Origin of the sequence: Prauserella cavernicola (assembly GCF_016595675.1) — a bacterium.
In the GTDB taxonomy this organism is placed as follows: Bacteria; Actinomycetota; Actinomycetes; order Mycobacteriales; family Pseudonocardiaceae; genus Prauserella_A; species Prauserella_A cavernicola.
Genome location: NZ_JAENJH010000006.1, coordinates 71,618 through 89,849, shown reverse-complemented (window position 1 = coordinate 89,849; position 18,232 = coordinate 71,618). Strand labels below are relative to the sequence as shown.

14 protein-coding genes are annotated in these 18,232 nt (G+C 69.2%); 7 read left to right on the top strand and 7 right to left on the bottom strand.

Annotation, left to right across the window (positions count from 1 at the left end):
* Positions 1-133: 133 nt before the first annotated feature.
* A complete protein-coding gene (locus tag JHE00_RS22765) occupies positions 134-1,195 on the bottom strand; it encodes an NAD-dependent epimerase/dehydratase family protein (RefSeq protein ID WP_200321492.1) in 1,062 nt (353 codons plus the stop codon).
* A gap of 145 nt (positions 1,196-1,340) precedes the next feature.
* Between JHE00_RS22765 and JHE00_RS22760 the strand changes: the two genes are divergently transcribed.
* From JHE00_RS22760 to JHE00_RS22750, 3 genes are read left to right on the top strand one after another with little or no spacing between them, the layout of a single operon-like run.
* On the top strand, positions 1,341-2,480 hold the full coding sequence (locus JHE00_RS22760) for a molybdopterin-dependent oxidoreductase (protein WP_200321490.1): 1,140 nt from the start codon (positions 1,341-1,343) through the stop codon (positions 2,478-2,480).
* The gene (locus JHE00_RS22755) at positions 2,477-2,908 is read left to right on the top strand and encodes a hypothetical protein (protein ID WP_200321488.1); all 432 of its coding nucleotides are present in this window, start codon (positions 2,477-2,479) and stop codon (positions 2,906-2,908) included. The genes JHE00_RS22760 and JHE00_RS22755 overlap by 4 nt, the downstream gene beginning before the upstream one ends.
* 47 nt (positions 2,909-2,955) lie before the next feature.
* Positions 2,956-3,504 carry a DM13 domain-containing protein gene (locus JHE00_RS22750; RefSeq protein WP_200321486.1) on the top strand — a complete coding sequence of 183 codons (549 nt, stop codon included), beginning with the start codon at positions 2,956-2,958 and terminating at the stop codon, positions 3,502-3,504.
* Between the two features lie 300 nt (positions 3,505-3,804).
* On the opposite strand, the gene JHE00_RS22745 is transcribed toward JHE00_RS22750, so the two are convergent.
* From JHE00_RS22745 to JHE00_RS22735, 3 genes are all read right to left on the bottom strand, one after another.
* Positions 3,805-5,676, bottom strand: coding sequence for a vWA domain-containing protein (locus JHE00_RS22745; protein ID WP_200321484.1), 1,872 nt, complete (start codon positions 5,674-5,676; stop codon positions 3,805-3,807).
* 356 nt (positions 5,677-6,032) lie between these two features.
* On the bottom strand, positions 6,033-6,755 hold the full coding sequence (locus JHE00_RS22740) for a DUF3592 domain-containing protein (protein WP_443678461.1): 723 nt from the start codon (positions 6,753-6,755) through the stop codon (positions 6,033-6,035).
* 251 nt (positions 6,756-7,006) lie between these two features.
* Positions 7,007-9,799, bottom strand: coding sequence for an AfsR/SARP family transcriptional regulator (locus JHE00_RS22735; protein WP_200321480.1), 2,793 nt, complete (start codon positions 9,797-9,799; stop codon positions 7,007-7,009).
* A gap of 91 nt (positions 9,800-9,890) precedes the next feature.
* Here JHE00_RS22735 and JHE00_RS22730 point away from each other — a divergent pair, with 91 nt between their 5' ends.
* A complete protein-coding gene (locus JHE00_RS22730; RefSeq protein WP_200321478.1) occupies positions 9,891-10,529 on the top strand; it encodes a TetR/AcrR family transcriptional regulator in 639 nt (212 codons plus the stop codon).
* A gap of 594 nt (positions 10,530-11,123) precedes the next feature.
* Here the strand turns inward: JHE00_RS22730 and JHE00_RS22725 are convergent.
* Both JHE00_RS22725 and JHE00_RS22720 read right to left on the bottom strand, forming a co-directional pair.
* Positions 11,124-12,581, bottom strand: coding sequence for an aldehyde dehydrogenase family protein (locus JHE00_RS22725; RefSeq protein WP_200321476.1), 1,458 nt, complete (start codon positions 12,579-12,581; stop codon positions 11,124-11,126).
* 2 nt (positions 12,582-12,583) lie between these two features.
* Positions 12,584-13,996: an MFS transporter gene (locus tag JHE00_RS22720; protein ID WP_200321474.1), complete on the bottom strand. Its 1,413-nt coding sequence runs from the start codon at positions 13,994-13,996 to the stop codon at positions 12,584-12,586.
* Positions 13,997-14,158: 162 nt separating this feature from the next.
* Between JHE00_RS22720 and JHE00_RS22715 the strand changes: the two genes are divergently transcribed.
* The 3 genes from JHE00_RS22715 (at position 14,159) to JHE00_RS22705 (ending at position 17,693) form a co-directional block, all read left to right on the top strand.
* Complete coding sequence (locus JHE00_RS22715; RefSeq protein ID WP_200321472.1) at positions 14,159-15,067, top strand: helix-turn-helix domain-containing protein; 909 nt, start codon at positions 14,159-14,161, stop codon at positions 15,065-15,067.
* Positions 15,068-15,164: 97 nt separating this feature from the next.
* Complete coding sequence (locus JHE00_RS22710) at positions 15,165-16,205, top strand: AraC family transcriptional regulator (protein WP_200321470.1); 1,041 nt, start codon at positions 15,165-15,167, stop codon at positions 16,203-16,205.
* A gap of 72 nt (positions 16,206-16,277) precedes the next feature.
* Positions 16,278-17,693 (top strand): carotenoid oxygenase family protein, encoded by a 1,416-nt coding sequence (locus tag JHE00_RS22705; RefSeq protein WP_200321469.1) that lies wholly within the window; start codon positions 16,278-16,280, stop codon positions 17,691-17,693.
* Between the two features lie 188 nt (positions 17,694-17,881).
* Here the strand turns inward: JHE00_RS22705 and JHE00_RS22700 are convergent, their stop codons facing one another.
* Complete coding sequence (locus JHE00_RS22700) at positions 17,882-18,112, bottom strand: hypothetical protein (protein ID WP_200321467.1); 231 nt, start codon at positions 18,110-18,112, stop codon at positions 17,882-17,884.
* Positions 18,113-18,232: the final 120 nt, after the last annotated feature.

Sequence of the window (18,232 nt, the reverse complement as noted above, 5' to 3'; positions counted from 1 at the left end):
GCGAGCGGGGATCAGCGCGCCGGGTCGCAAGGCGGAGGACTGCCCTCGTACTGGGCGTACTCGGGCTGGCCGACAACGTGACGAGCCGGCGCGCTGGCCCCGCGCAGCCTGCAGCGGAATCGTCAGGCGCGCCCTAGCCCGGAACCGGATCGCGCAGGCTCGCCGTGGCGAACTCGGCGATCCCGTCCTCGAACCCGACGGTCGCGGTGAAGCCGAGCAGCTCGCTCGCGCGGGCTGGATCGGCCACGACGTGCCGGACGTCGGCGGGCCGCGCCCCACCGACAACGCGGGGAGCCGGTCCTCCACAAGCCGAGGCGAGGGTCGTCGCGAGTTCACCCACGGTGTGCGGCACCCCCGAGCAGACGTTGACCGGCGTCAGCTCCCCCGGGCTCGCCTCGGTCCGCAGCGCGAGCAGGTTGGCCCTGGCCACGTCGCGAACGTGCACGAAGTCGCGGCGCTGCCGTCCGTCCTCCAGCACCGTCGGTGCCACACCCTCGCGCAGCGCGGAGCGGAACAGCGAGGCGACGCCCGCGTAGGGCGTGTTCTGGGGCATCCGGGGTCCGTAGACGTTGTGGTAACGCAGCGCCCACACGCTGCCACCGGTCTGGCGCGCCCATGCCGCCGCCAGATGCTCCTGTGCCAGCTTGGTCGCGGCGTAGGTGCTGCGAGGTGTCAACGGCGCGTCCTCTGGCACGAGCCGGGGTCGCAACGGCGCGGCGCACCGCGGGCATCGCGGCTCGAAGTCCCCGGAGTCCACATCGGATCTCCGGCGAGGCGAGGGCGGCACGATACCGTGTTCCTCGCAGGAATACCGGCCCTCGCCGTACACCACCATCGACGACGCCAGCACCAGTTTGCTCACGCCCGTCTCGTACATCGCCGCGAGCAACACGGCCGTGCCGAAGTCGTTGTGCAGCACGTACGCGGGCGTGTCGCTCTGGTCCACGCCGTGGCCCACCATCGCGGACTGGTGGCACACCGCATCGACCTCGCCCAGCAGCTCCCGCAGGAGCGCATGATCGGCGAGATCACCGCGCACGAACCGGTGCGGCGCGGTGTAGCCCGGCGGCGACGACCCACCGTGCGCGGTGGGCAGGAGGCCGTCGAGCAGCACCGGTTCGCAACCGGACTCGGCGACCAGGTCAGCGATGTGGGAGCCGATGAAGCCGGCTCCACCTGTCACGAGTACTCGCACGACGCCGACGTTAGCCGGGTCCCACCGGATTCGCCGTTCCTCGGCGCGAAACGTAAGTCTTCGTTCACATTTCGGGCGGCTCCGTCACAAACAGGTAAGGCCGCACAGGGTGCCCGGCCGAGCCGAGCGGCTCTAGCGTGCTGGTGTGGAAGAAGAACCTACGAAGGGACAGCCCCGGTCGCGCAGTGCGGCACACGACGAACGGGTGACCGCCAGGATCGGCCTCTGGCTGGCGATCTCGTTCGGACTGTGCTTCGCGACCGGCCTGCTCAGCCACCTGATCCAGCACCCGCCGTCGTGGTTCACGTGGCCGAGCCGTCCGGTGTGGCTGTACCGGGTCACGCAGGGCACGCACGTCATCTCGGGCATCGCCTCGATCCCGCTGCTGCTGGCGAAGCTGTGGTCGGTGTATCCGAAGCTGTTCGAACGGCCGGTCGTCCGCTCGGTTCCCCACGCGGTGGAGCGACTGTCCATTCTGGTCCTGTCGGCCAGTGTCTTCTTCGAACTGACCACCGGGCTGCTCAATGTGGCGCAGAACTATCCGTGGAACTTCTACTTTCCGACCGTCCACTATGCCGTCGCGTGGATCGCGGTCGGCTCACTCCTCGTGCACATCGCCGTGAAACTGCCGGTCGTCCGACGCGCGCTCGAGCGCACCACCGACCGCAAGCCGGAGCCAAAAACGACTTCGGGACTGTCGCGACGCGGGTTCCTGCGCACGACGCTTCTGTCAACCGGCGCCGCCGTACTGGCCACCGCCGGCGCGACGGTGCCCTGGCTGCGCGACGTGTCCGTACTCTCGTGGCGCTCGGACAACGGCCCGCAAGGGGTTCCGGTGAACCGCACCGCGGCCGCCGCAGGCGTACTCACGAGTGCCCGCGACCCCGAGTGGCGGCTGGAGGTCGTGACGTCGGCTGCCACGCGATCGTTCACGCTCGCCGAGCTGCGAGCACTCCCGCAGACGACGGCGGAGCTGCCCATCGCGTGCGTCGAGGGCTGGAGTGCGAACGCGACGTGGACCGGAGTGGCCCTACCGGACCTGCTTCGGGCGACCGGTGCCGCGCCGGGCGTCACCGTCAAGGTGACCTCACTGGAGAACCGGGGCTTGTACTCGAGGAGCACGGTGCCCGGCGAGCACACGGCGGACCCACTCACGCTGCTGGCGTTGGACCTCAACGGCGGGGAGCTCGACCTGGACCACGGCTACCCGTGCCGCATCATCGCGCCCAACCGGCCCGGAGTGCTGCAGACCAAGTGGGTGCGCAGGCTGGAGGTCGTGGCATGAGGATCGCTCGCGTGCTGCTGGTACTGCCGGGTTTGGCAGCTCTGGCCTGGGGACTCATCCTGTTCGGACAATTCGCTCTGCCTCCCGGACCGCAGGCCTTCGCCACGGCGGCGTGGCTGATCGGCGGCCCCGTCGTGCACGACGTCATCGTCGCTCCGGTCGTCGCCATCGTCGCGCTGGCGGTCGTCCGGCTGAGTCCGCAGGCCTGGGTCGCACCGCTGCTCACCGGCGCGGCGGTGAGCGGGGTGCTCGGGCTGGTGTCGGTCCCCCTGCTGTGGCGGGAGTTCGGCGCGGCACCGATGCCAGGCCTGCACGACCGGGCGGTCGCTCCCGGCCTGCTGGTCGCGCTGGGAGTCGTGTGGGCGCTCGTGCTCATGGCCGGCATCTGGCGCTCCAGGAGAGCGACGGCGCCGGGCGCTGAGCGTTAAGAATTCGGTAACTAGGTCCGCGCCCGGACTTCGGCCAAGATCAAGGCATGCGAAATCTCATGCGGAAGCCGGTGACGTGGTTCGTGACAGCGGTCGTGGTAGCCGGTCTCGGCGTCGGCCTCGCGCTGTTCGAGCCGTGGCGCGCGTTCACCAGCAGCCAGCTCGACGAGCCGGTCCCGGTCCCGGTCGCGGCTGAGGCCGAGGCCGAGGCCCGGACGGGCTCGTCGGCACCGTCGACGACCGCGCCACCCCCGCCTGCTGTTCTGGCCGAGGGATCGTTCATGTCGCAGGAGCACGCCACCGAAGGCGCCGCACGCGTCCTCGAACTCCCCGACGGCACGAGGATTCTCCGGCTGGAGGAGTTCTCCACGTCCGACGGACCCGATGTGCACGTCTGGCTCTCCGACGCGACCGCGGGCGGGGACTGGAACAAGTACGACGACGGCCGGTACGTGGCACTCGGCGAGATCAAGGCCACCGATGGCAACCACAACTACGCCATCCCCGCCGACGCCGACCTCGCAGGTCTGCGCAGCGTGGTCATCTGGTGCGACCGCTTCAACGTCGCGTTCGGCTCGGCTCCGCTGGAGCTGTGACTCACTTCCACGTGAGGTGCCGGGGCAATCCCTGGCCGCCGCGAACTCGACAGCTGAGCCAGTCCTTGCTCGAGGTATCGCACGCCTGCCTTCCGGTAGGCGGCAACCCGCCACCGGTCTAGCCTGGCTCGCCGCTGCGCTAAGCGATCACCGTCGGCCAACGGTACGCCGCGCTGGGGCAGCCTGAATGCATGGCGGGCTCGAGGCAGCCCACAGCCGCGCACCACAGATCGGTCGGCTTCTCTCGCGCCGGCAGGGCACGGGGTCTCGCAGGGCTTGCACCCGCGAGACCCCGTGTCGTCACCAGTGTCGGGTGGGCTGCCGTGTCGAAGGAGCACGGCCGCGTGTGCGCACCAGAACGGTCGTCACCCCGGCCACGACCAGTGCACCGCCACCGGCGAGCGCGACCCAGAACCAGCCGGGCATTCCCGCGTTCTCGGTGGATGCCTGACCCACCAGACGCTGTTCCCGCTCGGGGTCCCCGCTCAGCGCTCCGGCGTTGTCGACAGGAGCCTGCGGATAGCCCTCGGTCTTCACGTACTCCGGGCCCTGCGCCGGCTTTCCGCCCTTGCTGACGTACATGCGGATCGGGATCTCGACCGGTGCTTCGACGTCACCGCTGGTCTGAACGGTGATGTAGTACCAGCCCGGCAGGCTCGCCTGTTCGCCTGCCTCGCGGTTGCCGTAGAGCACTCGTGACGTGGCGACGGGATCGCCCGTGTCGGCCTGTTCGTAGAGGTCGAAGCCCGCTTCCCAGTAGTTAGAACCCTGGTTGCGCACTGGATCGTAGATGCGGTACTCCACGCCAACCCAGTCGTCCAGGTCGTTCGAGGCGTGTGTCTGCACGGCGAGAGCCTCGCCCCAGTCCAGGCGCACCTTGTAGGTCGCCATTTCGTTGACGAGCAGCGTGTCGGTGTAGACGCCGCTGTCGGACAGTTCGATCGCGTCGTTGAAGCTGCCGCCGCCGGTCACCGGCTGCTCGGCCCCGCCCGGGTTGGTGAACGGGACCTCGGCGGTGTTCTCCTCGGACCCGGCAGCGCTCGACACCGGCGGTTCCAGCACCACCAGCAACTCGGTCTGCCAGGTCCAGTGGTTCGCCTGGTCGGGCCCGTCCCGCTCGACGGAGAGGTAGTACTGCTCGTCCGCGCCGCAGTCCGACTCCGTGGCCGTGTCCCAGCTGAACGCCGCCGTGCCGTGTGCCGTGGAGTAGTCCGCCGACGACACATAGACGCTCTGTTGCTCGCCAGAGCATTCCTTGCCCTGCGGGTCGACGATCTGGGTGTTGATGTCGGCCCAGCCACCGTCCTCGTCCTTGGGCAGGATCGCGGTGGCGGCGAAGTGCACGGTGAAGCCCTTCGGGATCCGGATTCCGTAGTACTTCGTCTGGCCGGAGTCGATGGTGTCCACGTACTGGCCGGGCTGGATCTCCGGCGCCTGCGGGTAGTCCTCGGTGCCGGTGATCGGCGTTCCCTCTGCCTCGTAGCTACGCTGCGCACGCTCTACCACCTGGGGTAGCTGCTCGTCGAGGGTCTTCGCGTCCGGGGCATCGGTGTAGCTGCCACCGGTGGTCTCAGCGATGCACGAGAGTTGTTCCTTCGCCTGTTCGTCGATCTGGAACCCCACAGTGTGCACCGTGAGGTCCACGCCGTCCTCGGCGAGCTCGGCGGCCACCTCGCACGGGTCGGGCGGCGCGCAGGTGTCCAGACCGTCCGAGATCAGAACGATCGCGCGCGGACCCGTCTCCGGTAGTTCGGCGGCCGCCTGGCGTAGCGACTCACCGATGGGCGTCTCACCGGTAGGTGTCAACGCGGCCACTTTGCTCTTGACCTCGGCCGCGTCCATCGGCCCGACAGGGACCTCGGTGAGGATGTCGTCACAGCCGGGGCCACCGTCGACGGTGGCCCCCTGCGACCCATAGACCTGCAACCCGAGCTCAGCATCAGCGCCAATGCCGTCGACCAAGGTGTTCAGCGCTTCCTTCGCGGCGTCCATCTTGGTGAGTCCGGCTTCGACCTCGTCGGCCATCGACCCCGACGCGTCAACGGTGACCATGACCGGCGCGGGTCGTTCGCGCTCCTGTTGAGCGGTGGCCGCATCCGCGAACAGCGACAGTCCGGTCGCCACGCCGACGGCCACCGCCAGCGCGCGCAATCTTGTGCGCGAATTCCCCATCTTCATCACATCCTCCCAATGCCATTTCAAGAGCGAAGCATGGGTGTGACTCACTGGGAATATAACCGGTTCCGGATTGGGCCAACATTTCTGAGAGTTGGCAAATTTTTTGTCCGATCACCGCTCAGAGCAGGACTTTATCCAAGAGAAGCCTTTGCGGGAACCCTGACGAGCGTTCCTTGCAGAAAATCCGTGCATGCGAATTCCTCCCTTGGCTCGACACTATTCCAGAGACGAACAACAAAGAGGCCGAAACTAATCTTCGGCCGTCGAGTTTTGGCGTGTCTGCCGTGTGCCTCTCAGTGTTCTCTACACCCGTAGCGTCGTGGTAGCGTCGCGCGCCAGACCGTTGCCGGTCAGCCGCGGAAGACGAAACCCCAGCTGTTGCTGATCAGCGTCAGAGCGACTGTGAGCATCAGCAGGCCGACGGCCAGTGCGACGGCGGACCACGGGCTGGGTCCGTCACCGTCAACGAGGATTCGCGTCGGGGCGTACTTATCGCTGCACACGACGATCGTGGCTCCGATGTCGTGCCGGGATTCGAGTCGCCCTCGGGTCGTCGCGGCTTCCAGGTCGGTTTCGCTCGCCGGGTGACGCCAGCGGACCACGGTGTGGTGCAGCGTGGAGCCAAGCGGAGAGTCACACGAGTACCGGCTGGTCACCGTGCCGGTGTAACGAGGGCCGAGCCGCACCCGAAGGGCTCCGAGTGTTCCCACGGCTCCGGCGGCGGTCACCGCGATCGCCAGCAGAGCGAACGGCACGAAGATGCCTGCCACCGAGATCAGCGCGGTCGAACTGGCCGAGGACGGAGCGAGAATGCCCAGGAGGAGCGTGCTCGCCGTGGCCAGGATCGCGGCGAGGACAACGCCCGCGAGGGGCGGCTGCCAGGCCGGGTAGCCTGCGATGACGATCCTCGAGGGATTGTCGCTGTCGTAGGCGATTCGTACCTTTCTGCCTGGGACGAAAGCCGCGGTGTGCAGCTTCCACAGATCGGGGCGGCCGATCCGGAGATCTCCCTGCCCGGTCTGGTATTGCACCACCGGGCGGTAGCGCGTGAGGTCCTGGCCACCGAGCCGCAAGCGAGAGCGTGGCCGTCCGGATGCGCCGCGAGCCGGCCCCTGGGAGCCCAGGACGTGTAGCCGGTCGCCGTTCGAGCCGCAGGTGTCGTGACCGATCACCACACCACGGCAACGGACTCCTTCACGCCACAGCCGGACTCGGGAGCGGTGTCGTCGGACACTCGGACCCGCCACCACAAGCGACACCGCCAGGCCGATCGCGGCGACCAGCAGCATGAATCCGTGCTCTCGTAAGGCCGTTTCCAGCGGGTTCATCGCTCACCTCCACCGTTCGGGCTTTCCGCGAGCGGGTCACCGAGCTTGGCGAGGGTGGACACGGCGTTCTTCCGCAAGTGCTCGGCCTCCCTCGCGTCCTTCGCGCGGCCCGTGCGTTCGAGAGCGTCGGCCAGGTTCGCCTGGGTGCGCGCGGTGGTGCGGTGGTCTCCGGTCTCCTCGCTGGCTGTGATGGCGGCGCGGTAGTAGTCGATCGCCTGGTCGTGATTGCCGACTTCACAGCAGATGTCGGCGAGTGTGGCCAGGCTGTAGCGGAGGCTGCCGTTGTCTCCAAGCCGGCGTTGTATCTCGAGTGCTTCATGAAGGTGTTCGGTCGCTCGGTGGGGATCACCGAGTCGGCGACGCGTGTCCCCCAGGTTGTTCAGGCAGATGCCTTCGCCGTAGCCGTCCTCACTGGCGCGGAAGAGGGCCAGTGCCCGGTCGAAGGTGTCTTCGGCTTCGTCAAGCCGGTCCAACTCGACGAGCATGACGCCGAGGTTGTTCAAATTCCAGGCCGTACCGTTGCTGTCGTCCAGTTCGGCGAACAGCTCATGTGCCTGATGATGACAGTCGAGTGACTCGTCGAATCGGTGTAGGTCACTCCAGAGCACGCCCAGTCCTTTGAGGATGACCGCCTCTCCACGTACATCGTCGAGAGTCCGGGCCGCCGCGAGCGCGGAGCGGTGGCTGACGGCCCACTCCGCCCAATGACTGCGGAGGTAGTAGAAGGTCAGCAGGACGGCTGGAAGCTGCCAGGCTGCCGGGGTGGGTTTCGTGGCTGCCACGCGGATCGCCGCTGACAGGTTGTCCTTCTCCGCCTCACACCAGGCCAAAGCCGCGTCGTAGTCGGCGAACCGCTCGATCTCGAACGCGCCGTCGGGTAGCTGCGGCACCGGGCATCGGCCGTGCGGAGTGAGCACGCTCCTGGCCGCGTTGGCCGAGTGGATGTAGTGGCCGAGCAGTCGCTGAATGGCGTCTTGTCGTTGCGCCGGACTGTCGTCGATGGCCGCACGGTCGCGCGCGAAGGCCTTGATCAGGTCGTGGAAGCGAAAGCGGCCGGAGACGTTACGGTACAGCAGGTGCTCGTCGGCGAGTCCTTCAACCAGCTGGTGGGCACTGGCGGAGTCGACACCGGCGAGCGCGGCAGCCGCCGCCGGCGTGAGGTCGTTTCCCGGGTGCAGGCTCAGCCGCCGAAATGCGTGCCGTTGCTGCTCGGTCAGCGCTTGGTACGACAGGTCGAACACCGCGTGCGGGCTGCGCGACCCCGTGGACGAACGCCCGAGCCTGTCGTTGTTGAGGCGCCGGACCAGGTTCTGCGCGCTGCCGGATCGGTCGGCGCGTAACCGGCGCCCTGCCAGCGCGACAGCCAGCGGCAGGTAGCCGCAGAGGCGGCAGATCTCCGCGGCCGCCGCGGTGTCGCGGCTGATCGTGTCGGCGCCGGCCAGGCGGCTGAGCAGTTCGACGGCCTGGCCGGGGCTGAACACGTCCAGAGGGATGATGTGAGCCCCATCGAGCTCGACGAGCGCCCGTCTGCTGGTGATGATCACCAGACAGTCCGTGCTGGCCGGCAGCAGGGGGCGGACCTGCTCCTCGGTGACCGCGTTGTCGAGAATCAACAGGACCTTCTTGCCCACCAGTCGATCGCGGAACAGCGCGGCACGAGAATCCAGGTCAGGAGGAACGTCGCCGGCGGGAACACCGAGCAGACGCAGACAGCGCTCCAGCGCTTCGAAAGGGCCGACCGGGTCCTGATCGGGATCGTAGCCACGGAGTTCGACCCACAGCTGCAGATCCGGGTAGCGGCCGGCCCGAACCAGGGTGTGGGCGCTGTGCAACGCCAGCCGGGTCTTACCTACCCCGGCCATTCCGGTGATCACCGCGATCGGGGTCGCGGTACCGCCGGGTCGTGCCTGCGCCAGGTCACGCAGCTGGTGCAGCTCCTGCTGCCGGCCGGTGAACTCCTCGATGTCCATGGGCAGCTGAGCGTGTGCCCGGACCCCACGTTCCGGCTCGCTCTTGGCCGAACCACTCGGCAGCGGTTCGTCCTCGGCCAGTGCCTGCTGGTGAGCACTCCGCAGCTCGGCTCCCGGCTCGACACCGAGTTCGCTGACCAGGTGATTTCTGGTTCGCAGGTACACGTCCAACGCCTCGGCGCGGCGACCGGCCAGCCGCAGCGCGTGCATCCACAGACTCACCAGTCGTTCTCGCAACGGATACCGGACGGCCAGCTCTGCCAGTCGCGGGATCAGCGCTTCGTACGTCCGCAATGCGAGCGTGGCCTCGGCGTGGTCCTCCACCGCCAGGAGGTACTGCTCGTTCAGTCGAGGTCCCTCGTCGGTGACGACTGGCAGATCACCGAGCCCGGCCATCGGCGTTCCCCGCCACAACGACAAAGCGTGTGCCAGGCGTTCCCGCACCACCGTCGTACGGCTCTCGTGGCCCGCCTGCCGCAGTGCGTCGTCGAACCGGCACACGTCCACCCACTCACGCGGGGCGCACAACACATATCCGCTGGCGGAGGTCTGCACCAGCTCCGGATGCAGAGCGATTCGCAAGCGCCGAACGTAGTTGCGCACGGTGACCCTGGCGCTGGCCGGATGCTCTCGACCCCACAAGTGATTCATCAGGGTTTCGGTTGCCACGACCTGGCCGGGCTTGAGCAACAGGGACACGAGAACCGCACGCACCATGCGTGCCCGGACCGGAACCAACTCGCCGTGCCGGCGAACTTCCACCGGGCCGAGAATGCGGAAATCCCAGACGCCCAGGTCACCCGGATGACTCGTCTGCACAACCCTCCGTCCACCGAGTTGTCACCACAACGTCGACGATACTCGACATGGTGTTGACTGTGTCGGGCTCTTCAGTGATTACAGTGCTGGCATGAGTGCGGAATCGAACGACGACGTCACGACGCCTGGCCGTCGCCGACCCTCACGGAGCCGCGGTGACCAGCAAGAAATCGCCTTGCTGGACAGCGCCCAGCGACTTCTCACCGCGATGACCCCGCTCGCTGAGATCACTATCGAACGCATCGCCAGTGGTGCCGGACTGTCGCGGCCATCGGTCTACTTCTACTTCGACAGCAAGGAAGCCATCCTCAGAGCGGTGCTCCAGCGCCTGACCCGGACGCTGTCCGCGGAGATCAGGGACCAACCTGGTCGCACCTTCGCCGACACACTCGACACCTTTCTCGAGGTCGTCTCACACACGTGGCGCACTCAGCCGGCGCTGGTCTGCGCGGCGTTCGAGCTCGCCGTCCGAGACGCGGCCTTCCGCCAGTCCTGGCAGGACTACTTCCTCAACTGCGGCGAGGTACTCGTCATCGCCGCCGAACGAGACCAGGCCGCCGGGTTGCTACCGAACTTCGGCGCTACCAGGCCCGCGCTGATCGCCCTGTGCTTCATGTACGAACGCAACTGTTACCTGCTCTTCTCACGCGAACACCAGCCCGAGGAGGAGGACGAACTCTTCGCGCTGCTGCGCGGGTTGTTTCGCCGCGCGGTGGGGGCGGCAGGCTAACCGCTCGGCCTGGCAAAGGGAGAACCAATGTGCACCGACGATGCCATCGGCGCCCGCCGCGGCCTCGTAGGGCGATAACTCCTCATCGACGACCTCCTGTCGTGACCAGGATGCGAACCCAGAAAGACCGGCGGCGAAAGTCGCCATGCGGAGCCATCGTGACAGGGGAATCGGCGACCGGGCGTGTATCCGTAGTGCGCGTAGGGGAATGGACCCTGAGGTGGGTAACCCATTGTGGACACTCCAATCGGGGACGTCGGTTCCGGGACGCTTACTCCGAGTTCGCGCCCACCTGCTGGATGCGCCGTCGAAGGCACACGGATGTGACCGAACGGTGTCCGACGAGGTTCCCGGGAGGCGTAGCGCGCCGGTAGCGCCGTTTGCTGAGTCGGCGGGGTTTGTCCGAGGGCCGTGCACGGTGGCGTGGTCGCGATGATGGTGGTCCCGGTTAGGTCCAGGTGCGGCTCAGGACCGGTACCCCAGCGCTCGCTGGGGTACCGGTCCTGAGCGCCGCGCGAGGTCGAGGAGGCCGCGCAGCCGGTGACCGTGCCGACCGCGGCCACACTGTTCCCGCCCGTTCCCCGCCTCGCCGCGTCAGGCCACCGGAACGTAGATGACCTTGTTCTCCACGAACTCGTGCAGGCCCTGGATGCCGAACTCCGTGCCGACGCCGGACTGCTTGAGCCCGCCGAACGGCACCTCGGGGTAGGCGCCGACGTGGGTGTTGATCCACACCGTGCCGCTCTCCAACCGCTCGGCCACTCGCGCCGCGGCGATCGTGTCGGTTGCCCAGACGGAGTTGCCGAGCCCGTAAGTGGTGTCGTTGGCCCTGGCGACGGCGTCGTCGAGGTCGGAGTAGCGCAGCAGGGAGCGCACCGGCCCGAAGGTTTCCTCGCGTACCAGGACGCTGTCGTCACCGATGTCGCGCACCACGGTGGGCGGAACGAAGTATCCCGGGCGCGGGTCCACGGTGCCGCCGGCGATCACCTTGCCGTCGGCGTGCGCCTGTGCCAGGTATCCCTTCACTCGCTCGAACTGCGCGGCGTTCTGGAGTGGACCGAAGGCGGCGTCGGCGTCAGCGTCGAGCGCGTGGCCCAGCGGCCGCGAGACGGCGAGCTCGGCGAAGATCTCGGCGAACCGCTCGTACATCGCGTCCGGGACGAAGATCCGCTTGATGCCGACGCAGAGCTGACCGGCGTAGTTGAAGGTCCACGTGAAGATCTGCGGTGCCACCGTCTCGACATCGGCGTCCGGCAGGACGATGGCCGCGTCATTGCCACCCAGTTCCAGCACGACCCGCTTGATGGTCGAGGACGCACCGCTGAGCACCTTCCTGCCGGCGGCCGTCGAGCCGGTGAACGACACCAACCGGACCGCGGGGTGGTTGGCCAGCGTCGGGCCGACGCTGCTGCCGGGGGCGCCGTCGCCCAGGATGTTGACGACGCCGGCCGGCAGGATCTCGCGCAGCAGCTCGCCGAGGAACAGCGCGTGCAGCGGCGTGGTCGGCGCGGGCTTGAGGACCACGGTGTTGCCCGCGAGGATGGCCGGCGCGATCTTGTACAGGCTCTGAAACAACGGGAAGTTCCACGGCACGATGGCGGCGACGACGCCGAGCGGCTCGTGGTGGCGCTCGACCCGGTAGTCCTCGTCGGTGCGCAGCACCTCGGGTGTCAGGTCCAGCTCGGCGAAGTGCCGCACCCACCTGATGGCCCAGTCCAGCTCCATGTCGCGCGCCATGGCCAGCGGCTTCCCGGTCTCGAGGGCCAGGACCCGCGCGAACTCGTCGGCGTGCTCCTCGACCGCGTCGGCGATGCGCCGCAGGGCGGTGGCGCGCTCCGCGAGTGGTGTGCGGCGCCAGGTCCGGAAGGCGGTCTGCGCGGCGTCGACCGCCACGCCGACCTGGTCGTCGTCCGCGGCCGGGGCGATCGCGATCGCCTCGCCCGTTCCAGGATCGATCACCTCCGAGGTGCCGGCTCCCGGCACCAGCTCGCCGTCGATCAGCTGAGCGAAGGTGTGGTGCTGCAGGTTCGTCTCGTTCGCGGGGAAAAGCACTGTCACTCCTTGTGGTTGATAGTGGTGGCGTGCAGCGCGCGCGTCGCGCTCTGCGGGTCTTCTGACAGTTGCGACCGGTCCTTCACACCGGCGCGCATCCGGGTCCCGACGGCAGCGACGCCGAGCAGGAGCACCGTCGCGATGCCGAGAGAGGCGGCCAGTGACTCGGTCGCGTTCCAGGCCGCGGTGACGACCGCGAAGCCCACTGCGTTGGCGATCTGCGTGGTCGTGAGCAGGACGCCGGAGGCGGCGCCCTCGTCACCAGGGCGCACGCGGGCGAGCACGGACGCGACGATCGCCGGGTAGACGAATCCCATCCCGGCGCCGAAGCCGGCGAGCAGGAGCGAGACGACGACCGGACCGGCGCCGGCGAGGCCTGCGATGATCGCGGCCGCGAGACCGACGAACATCACCAGTGAGCCCCACAGCATCGCCTGCGGTCCGCTCGGGGCGCCGGACCTGCGGCCGGCGAGCGTGCTGACCAGGTAGGCGAGGCCGAGCGGGAGGTAGGCGATCCCGGCACCGAGGGCGTCGATCCCGAGTCCGTCCTGCAGGAACAGCGTCAGGCCCAGCAGGGTCGCGCTGTTGCCCGCGTAGAAGGCCAGAGTCGCGACGAGGCCCAGGCGCACCGGACGCTGTCGCAGGAGCTGCCCGGACAGCAGCGGAGCGACGGCGCGGCGCTCGACGAAAGGCAGCAGGACGCCGACCACCGCGCCGAGGACGATCAGCACCCAGGCGAGCACCGGCCAGTCCCGGTCCGGACCGAGGCCCAGGCCCAGCAGGAGCGGGATCAGTGCGGCCGCGAGCACGACACCACCGAGCACGTCGATCGGCACTGGCCCGCGGGCGCGTGTCTGCGGGATCGTGCGGTTGACGAGGACGAGCGCGGCGACACCGATGGGCACGTTGACGGCGAACAGCGCACGCCAGCCGGTACCGGCGACGTCGAGGGCGAGCAGGCCACCACCGATCAGCTGGCCGAGCGTCGCCGCGGCGCCGAGCACGGTTGTGTAGGCCAGTACCGCACGGCGGCGGGCCTCACCCTCGTAGACGGCCTGGATCGTGGCGAGAACCTGAGCCAGCATCAGCGCGGCGGCGATCCCCTGCAGTGCACGCATGACGACGAGCACCTCGAGGTCCGGTGCGAGTGCACAGCCGAGGGAGGAGAGCGTGAACGCCCCCATGCCCAGCCCGAACACCGTGCGCCGGCCGAACCGGTCGCCGAGGCGACCGCCGATCACGAGCGCCGCGCCGTAGGTGACGACGTAGATCGACAGGACGAGCTGGGTGTCGGCGATCGAGACCTGCAGCTCGTCGGCGATCGACGGGACGGCGACGATGACGATGAAGGAGTCGAGGAACCCCATGAAGGTCGCGGTCAGCAGGACCGGCAACGTCAGCCGATGCGGTGTCACGTCCACCTCCAGTGAGCCCGATCGAGTGGGAAGGCGCCGTCTTCCGGCGCGATCTCGTTCATGGACTCCACGGAAACACCGGTCCCGTGCGGCGAACAGGACCGGCTGTGACGGGTACTGCGACAACCCCCCTCACGGTGATCGCTCGCGTACCATCGGGGCATGAGCGACCGCTCTATCCGGGACTTCCTGTCCTCACGGCGCGCCCGCATCACGCCCGAACAGGCCGGCCTGCCGGCCTACGGCAACAGGCGACGCGTGGCGGGCCTGCGGCGCGAGGAGGTCGCGCTGCTGGCAGGCGTCAGCGTCGACTACTACGTGCGGCTGGAACGCGGCAAGTACCTCGGCGGCGCATCCGACAGCGTGCTCGACGCGGTGGCACGGGCGCTCCAGCTCGACGAGGCGGAGCGTGAGCACCTGTTCAACCTCGCCCGCACGACGGGTGCGTCGGCCGCGGACCGCCGGGACGCCCCGCTCCCCCAGGTGCGCGGCCCCGTGCAGCAGATCCTCGACGCCATGACCGAGGCGCCCGCCTGGGTGCGCAACGACCGCCACGACATCCTCGCGACGAACCGGCTCGGCCTGGCGCTCGGCGGCCCCCTGTTCGCCGATCGGAGCGGCCGCCCGAACATCGCGCGCTTCGTCTACCTCGATCCTGCCGCCCAGGGCTTCTTCCGCGACTGGGACGACGCCGCCGACCACATCACCGCCAGCCTGCAGCACGAGGCGGGGCGCACCCCCGACGACCCGGAGCTGGCCGAGCTGGTCGGCGAGCTCTCCGCCCGGAGCGAGGCGTTCCGGCGGCGGTGGGCGACGCACAACGTGGGCTTCCACCGCACCGGCGCCAAGAGGTTGAACCACCCCGTCGTCGGCGAACTCGACCTCGTTTTCGAAACCCTCGACCTGCCCTCCGACCCGGGGCTCTCGATGACCGTCCACACCGCCGAAGCCGGCACGCCCACCGCTGACGCTCTCAGGCTGCTCGCCGACTGGGCCGACACCGAGGAGGCCAACGCCACGGGATCCGGAAGCGCCGCCCGGGCCGCCGCGCCGACTCCGCTCCGAGCCTGACGACGATCGGTCAGCTCGTACTCCACGTGCGGTCGCCGCGGCGATAAGATCGTTGCCGCGCTCTGCGGGCGCGGGGTGGACGAGGAGGGGGTCACCGATGGCGTCGGTCGGACCGTCGATCGACTCTCCGGACCGGGCGGTGATCCCCCCGACTGTCCTGGCCGCGGTCCTGGACATCGGGCGCCACGAGGGACTCTCGGTGCCGTCGTGGCTCTCCGGGACGGGACTCGATCCCGCTCTGCTCTATGCGCCCGGCGCGCGCGTCTCGCTGCAGCAGGCGCGCACGGTGCTGCGCCGCGCGCTCGCCGCGATGCCGGGCCGTGCGCTCGGGCTGGACATCGGTGAGCGGGATGTGCTGCTGTCCTTCGGACTGCTCGGTGTGGCGATGCGGGCGTCCGAGACCCTCGGTGAAGGGCTCACCCTCGCCGAGGAGCTGCATCAGGCCTCGGGCAGCCTGCTCGACGTCGAGCGCGAGGACCTCGGGGACCGGATCGGAGTCCGGTTCTGGGAACGCTGGCCGGACCCCGAGCTGGTGGCGTTCCTGTGCGAAGAGGCCCTGATCAGCACCGTCATGGTCATCCGTTCGATGCTGGCAGACCCGACCTGGGCGCCGCTGCGGGTCGACCTCACCTACGCACCGCCTGCGCACGCCGCGCGCTACCACCAGTCCTTCAGGTGTCCGATCACGTTCCGCGCCGAGGCGAACCGCATGGTCATCCCTGCCGCGCTGATGGAACGCCGGATCACGACCAGGCACGAGCCGACGCGGCGGGCGGCCATCGAGGCCAGCCGCGCCATGCTCGCCCCGGGCGACCCGCCCTCCGACCTCGTCGCCTCGCTCGAGACGCTGCTCGCCGGGCACCTGCGGCGGCCGCTGAGCATGCGGGACGTCGCCGAGCGGCTGCACGTGACCGAGCGGACCCTGCACCGCAGGCTGGCCGAGGCCGGAGTGCGCTTCCGCGACGTCGCGAACCGGGTCCGCGAGCGCCGCGCGACGTCGCTGCTGCGTCACTCGCCGGTGCCGGTCAGCGAGGTGGCGACCGAAGTCGGTTTCGGCGACAGCCGCGAGTTCCGGCGTGCCTACGCCCGGTGGACCGGTCGCACGCCGTCACAGGCGCGCGGAGCCGGCCACCAGTAGTGTCCGGTTTTCCCCTCGTCATGGCCGTTTCAGCCCTGCGAACCGACGCCGGATCGCCCTTTCATGGAGTGCATGAACAACACCTCCACACCAGCCACCCCCCTGCACGTGACCGGTCACCTCGCTCCGGTGCCCGACGAGATCGACGCCGTCGATCTGCCCGTCGAGGGCGCACTGCCGCCCGAGCTGGTCGGCCGCTACCTGCGCAACGGCCCCAACCCACTGCCAGGACAGCCGTCGAAGCACTGGTTCGCGGGCCACGGGATGGTGCACGGCATCCGCATCGACCAGGGCCACGCACGGTGGTACCGCAACCGGTGGGTGCGGACGAAGGCACTGGCCGGGGAGCCCGCGATGCGCCCCGACGGCAGCCCCGACATCACCGTCGGCGAGGCGAACACGAGCGTCATCGCTCACGCCGGCAAGATCCTGACACTCGTCGAGAGCGGCCTGCCGCACGTGCTCACGCCGGAACTGGAGACCCTGGGCACCAGCGACTTCGGCGGTCGGCTCACCACCTCGATGACCGCGCACCCCAAGACCGATCCGGTGACCGGCGATCTGCACTTTTTCGGCTACAGCGTGGTGGCCCCGTTCGTCACGTACCACCGGCTCACCGCCGCGGGCGACCTCGTGGCGAGCGCACCGATCTCCGTTCCCGGCCCGACGATGATGCACGACTTCGCGATCACCGATCGGCACGCGGTGTTCCTCGACCTGCCGATGACGTTCAACCCGGCTCGGATCGACCATCCGCTGCCCTTCGACTGGGACGAGTCCTACGGTGCCCGGATTGGTGTGATGCCGCTCGACCGGCCGGGCGAGGTGCGCTGGTACGACGTCGACCCGTCCTACGTCTTCCACGTCGGCAACGCCCACACCGACGCGGCAGGCCGGGTGGTGCTCGACGCCGCCCGGTATGCGGGCGCGGACGCGGCGCGGGCGTGGGCGCGCACCGGCGACCCGTCCGCCTCGACCGGTGTCCCCGCGCACCCCGACCCCGCCGGTCCTGCCGCCGCGGCGGCCAACAGCGGCCTGGCCCGCCTCCACCGCTGGGTGCTCGACCCGGTCGCCGGCGCCGTCAGCGAGACCACAATGGACGACCGAGGGATCGAGTTCCCCACCGTTGACGACGACCGCGTCGGGCGCATCGCCCGGTACCGCTACGCCGTCTCCGGTGGCGGCCCTTCCGCCACGGCGATCGTCAAGCTCGATGCGGACGCCGGGGTGGTCGCCGAGCACGCGCTCGGCCCCGACGTCGTCGCCGGCGAGGCGGTCTTCGTACCGTCGGCCGCTCCCGACCGCGCCGAGGACGACGGATGGCTGCTCAGCATCGCCAGCCGGCGCGACGGCGGTGGTTCGAGGCTTCTCGTGCTCGACGCCACCGACGTCGGCGGCAGGCCGGTCGCCTCCGTGACCCTGCCTCGGAGGGTCCCGGCCGGCTTCCACGGCGCGTGGATCACCGACGACGAGCTCGCACGGCTCTAGGCGCCACCACCGCGGCAGCAGCACCCGCTCGCTCACCGCACGGGTTGTTCGAGCCGCGGGGCCAACGCTGTTCGTGCTCGGGGCCTGGGTTCCATGCGGGTCGCCGGTGTCGGGCAGCGTGTCGTGGCAGGTGATCCACTCGCCTGTGCGAGAGCGTGCTCGGTACGTTTCCGAGCCGACTGCCGGATTCAGTCGCTGGGCCCGCGCACGAGCAGCACCACACGCAATACGTGCTCGACGGCGGTGTGGAAAGCGGCGCCTCGCAACTCGCCACGTGTGGCGAGATTGCGGGCGGCCAGGTCAAGCATCTGGTCCGGGCCCATCCTGCGCACGACGAGCGCCGCGATCTCCTCGAGGTCGAGCTCGGGGTGGTCGAGCCGGGCGAGCGAAAACTCGACGGTCAGCTCCTCGTCCGTCACGGTCAACTCCCTCCACTCCCTCACCAGGATAGCCGTTGCTTTCCTGGTGAGGGGAGCATGGAAGGGGCGAACCGACGCCCGGGTCGCTCCCGGCGCGGAGACCCAGGGACGCGACACAGA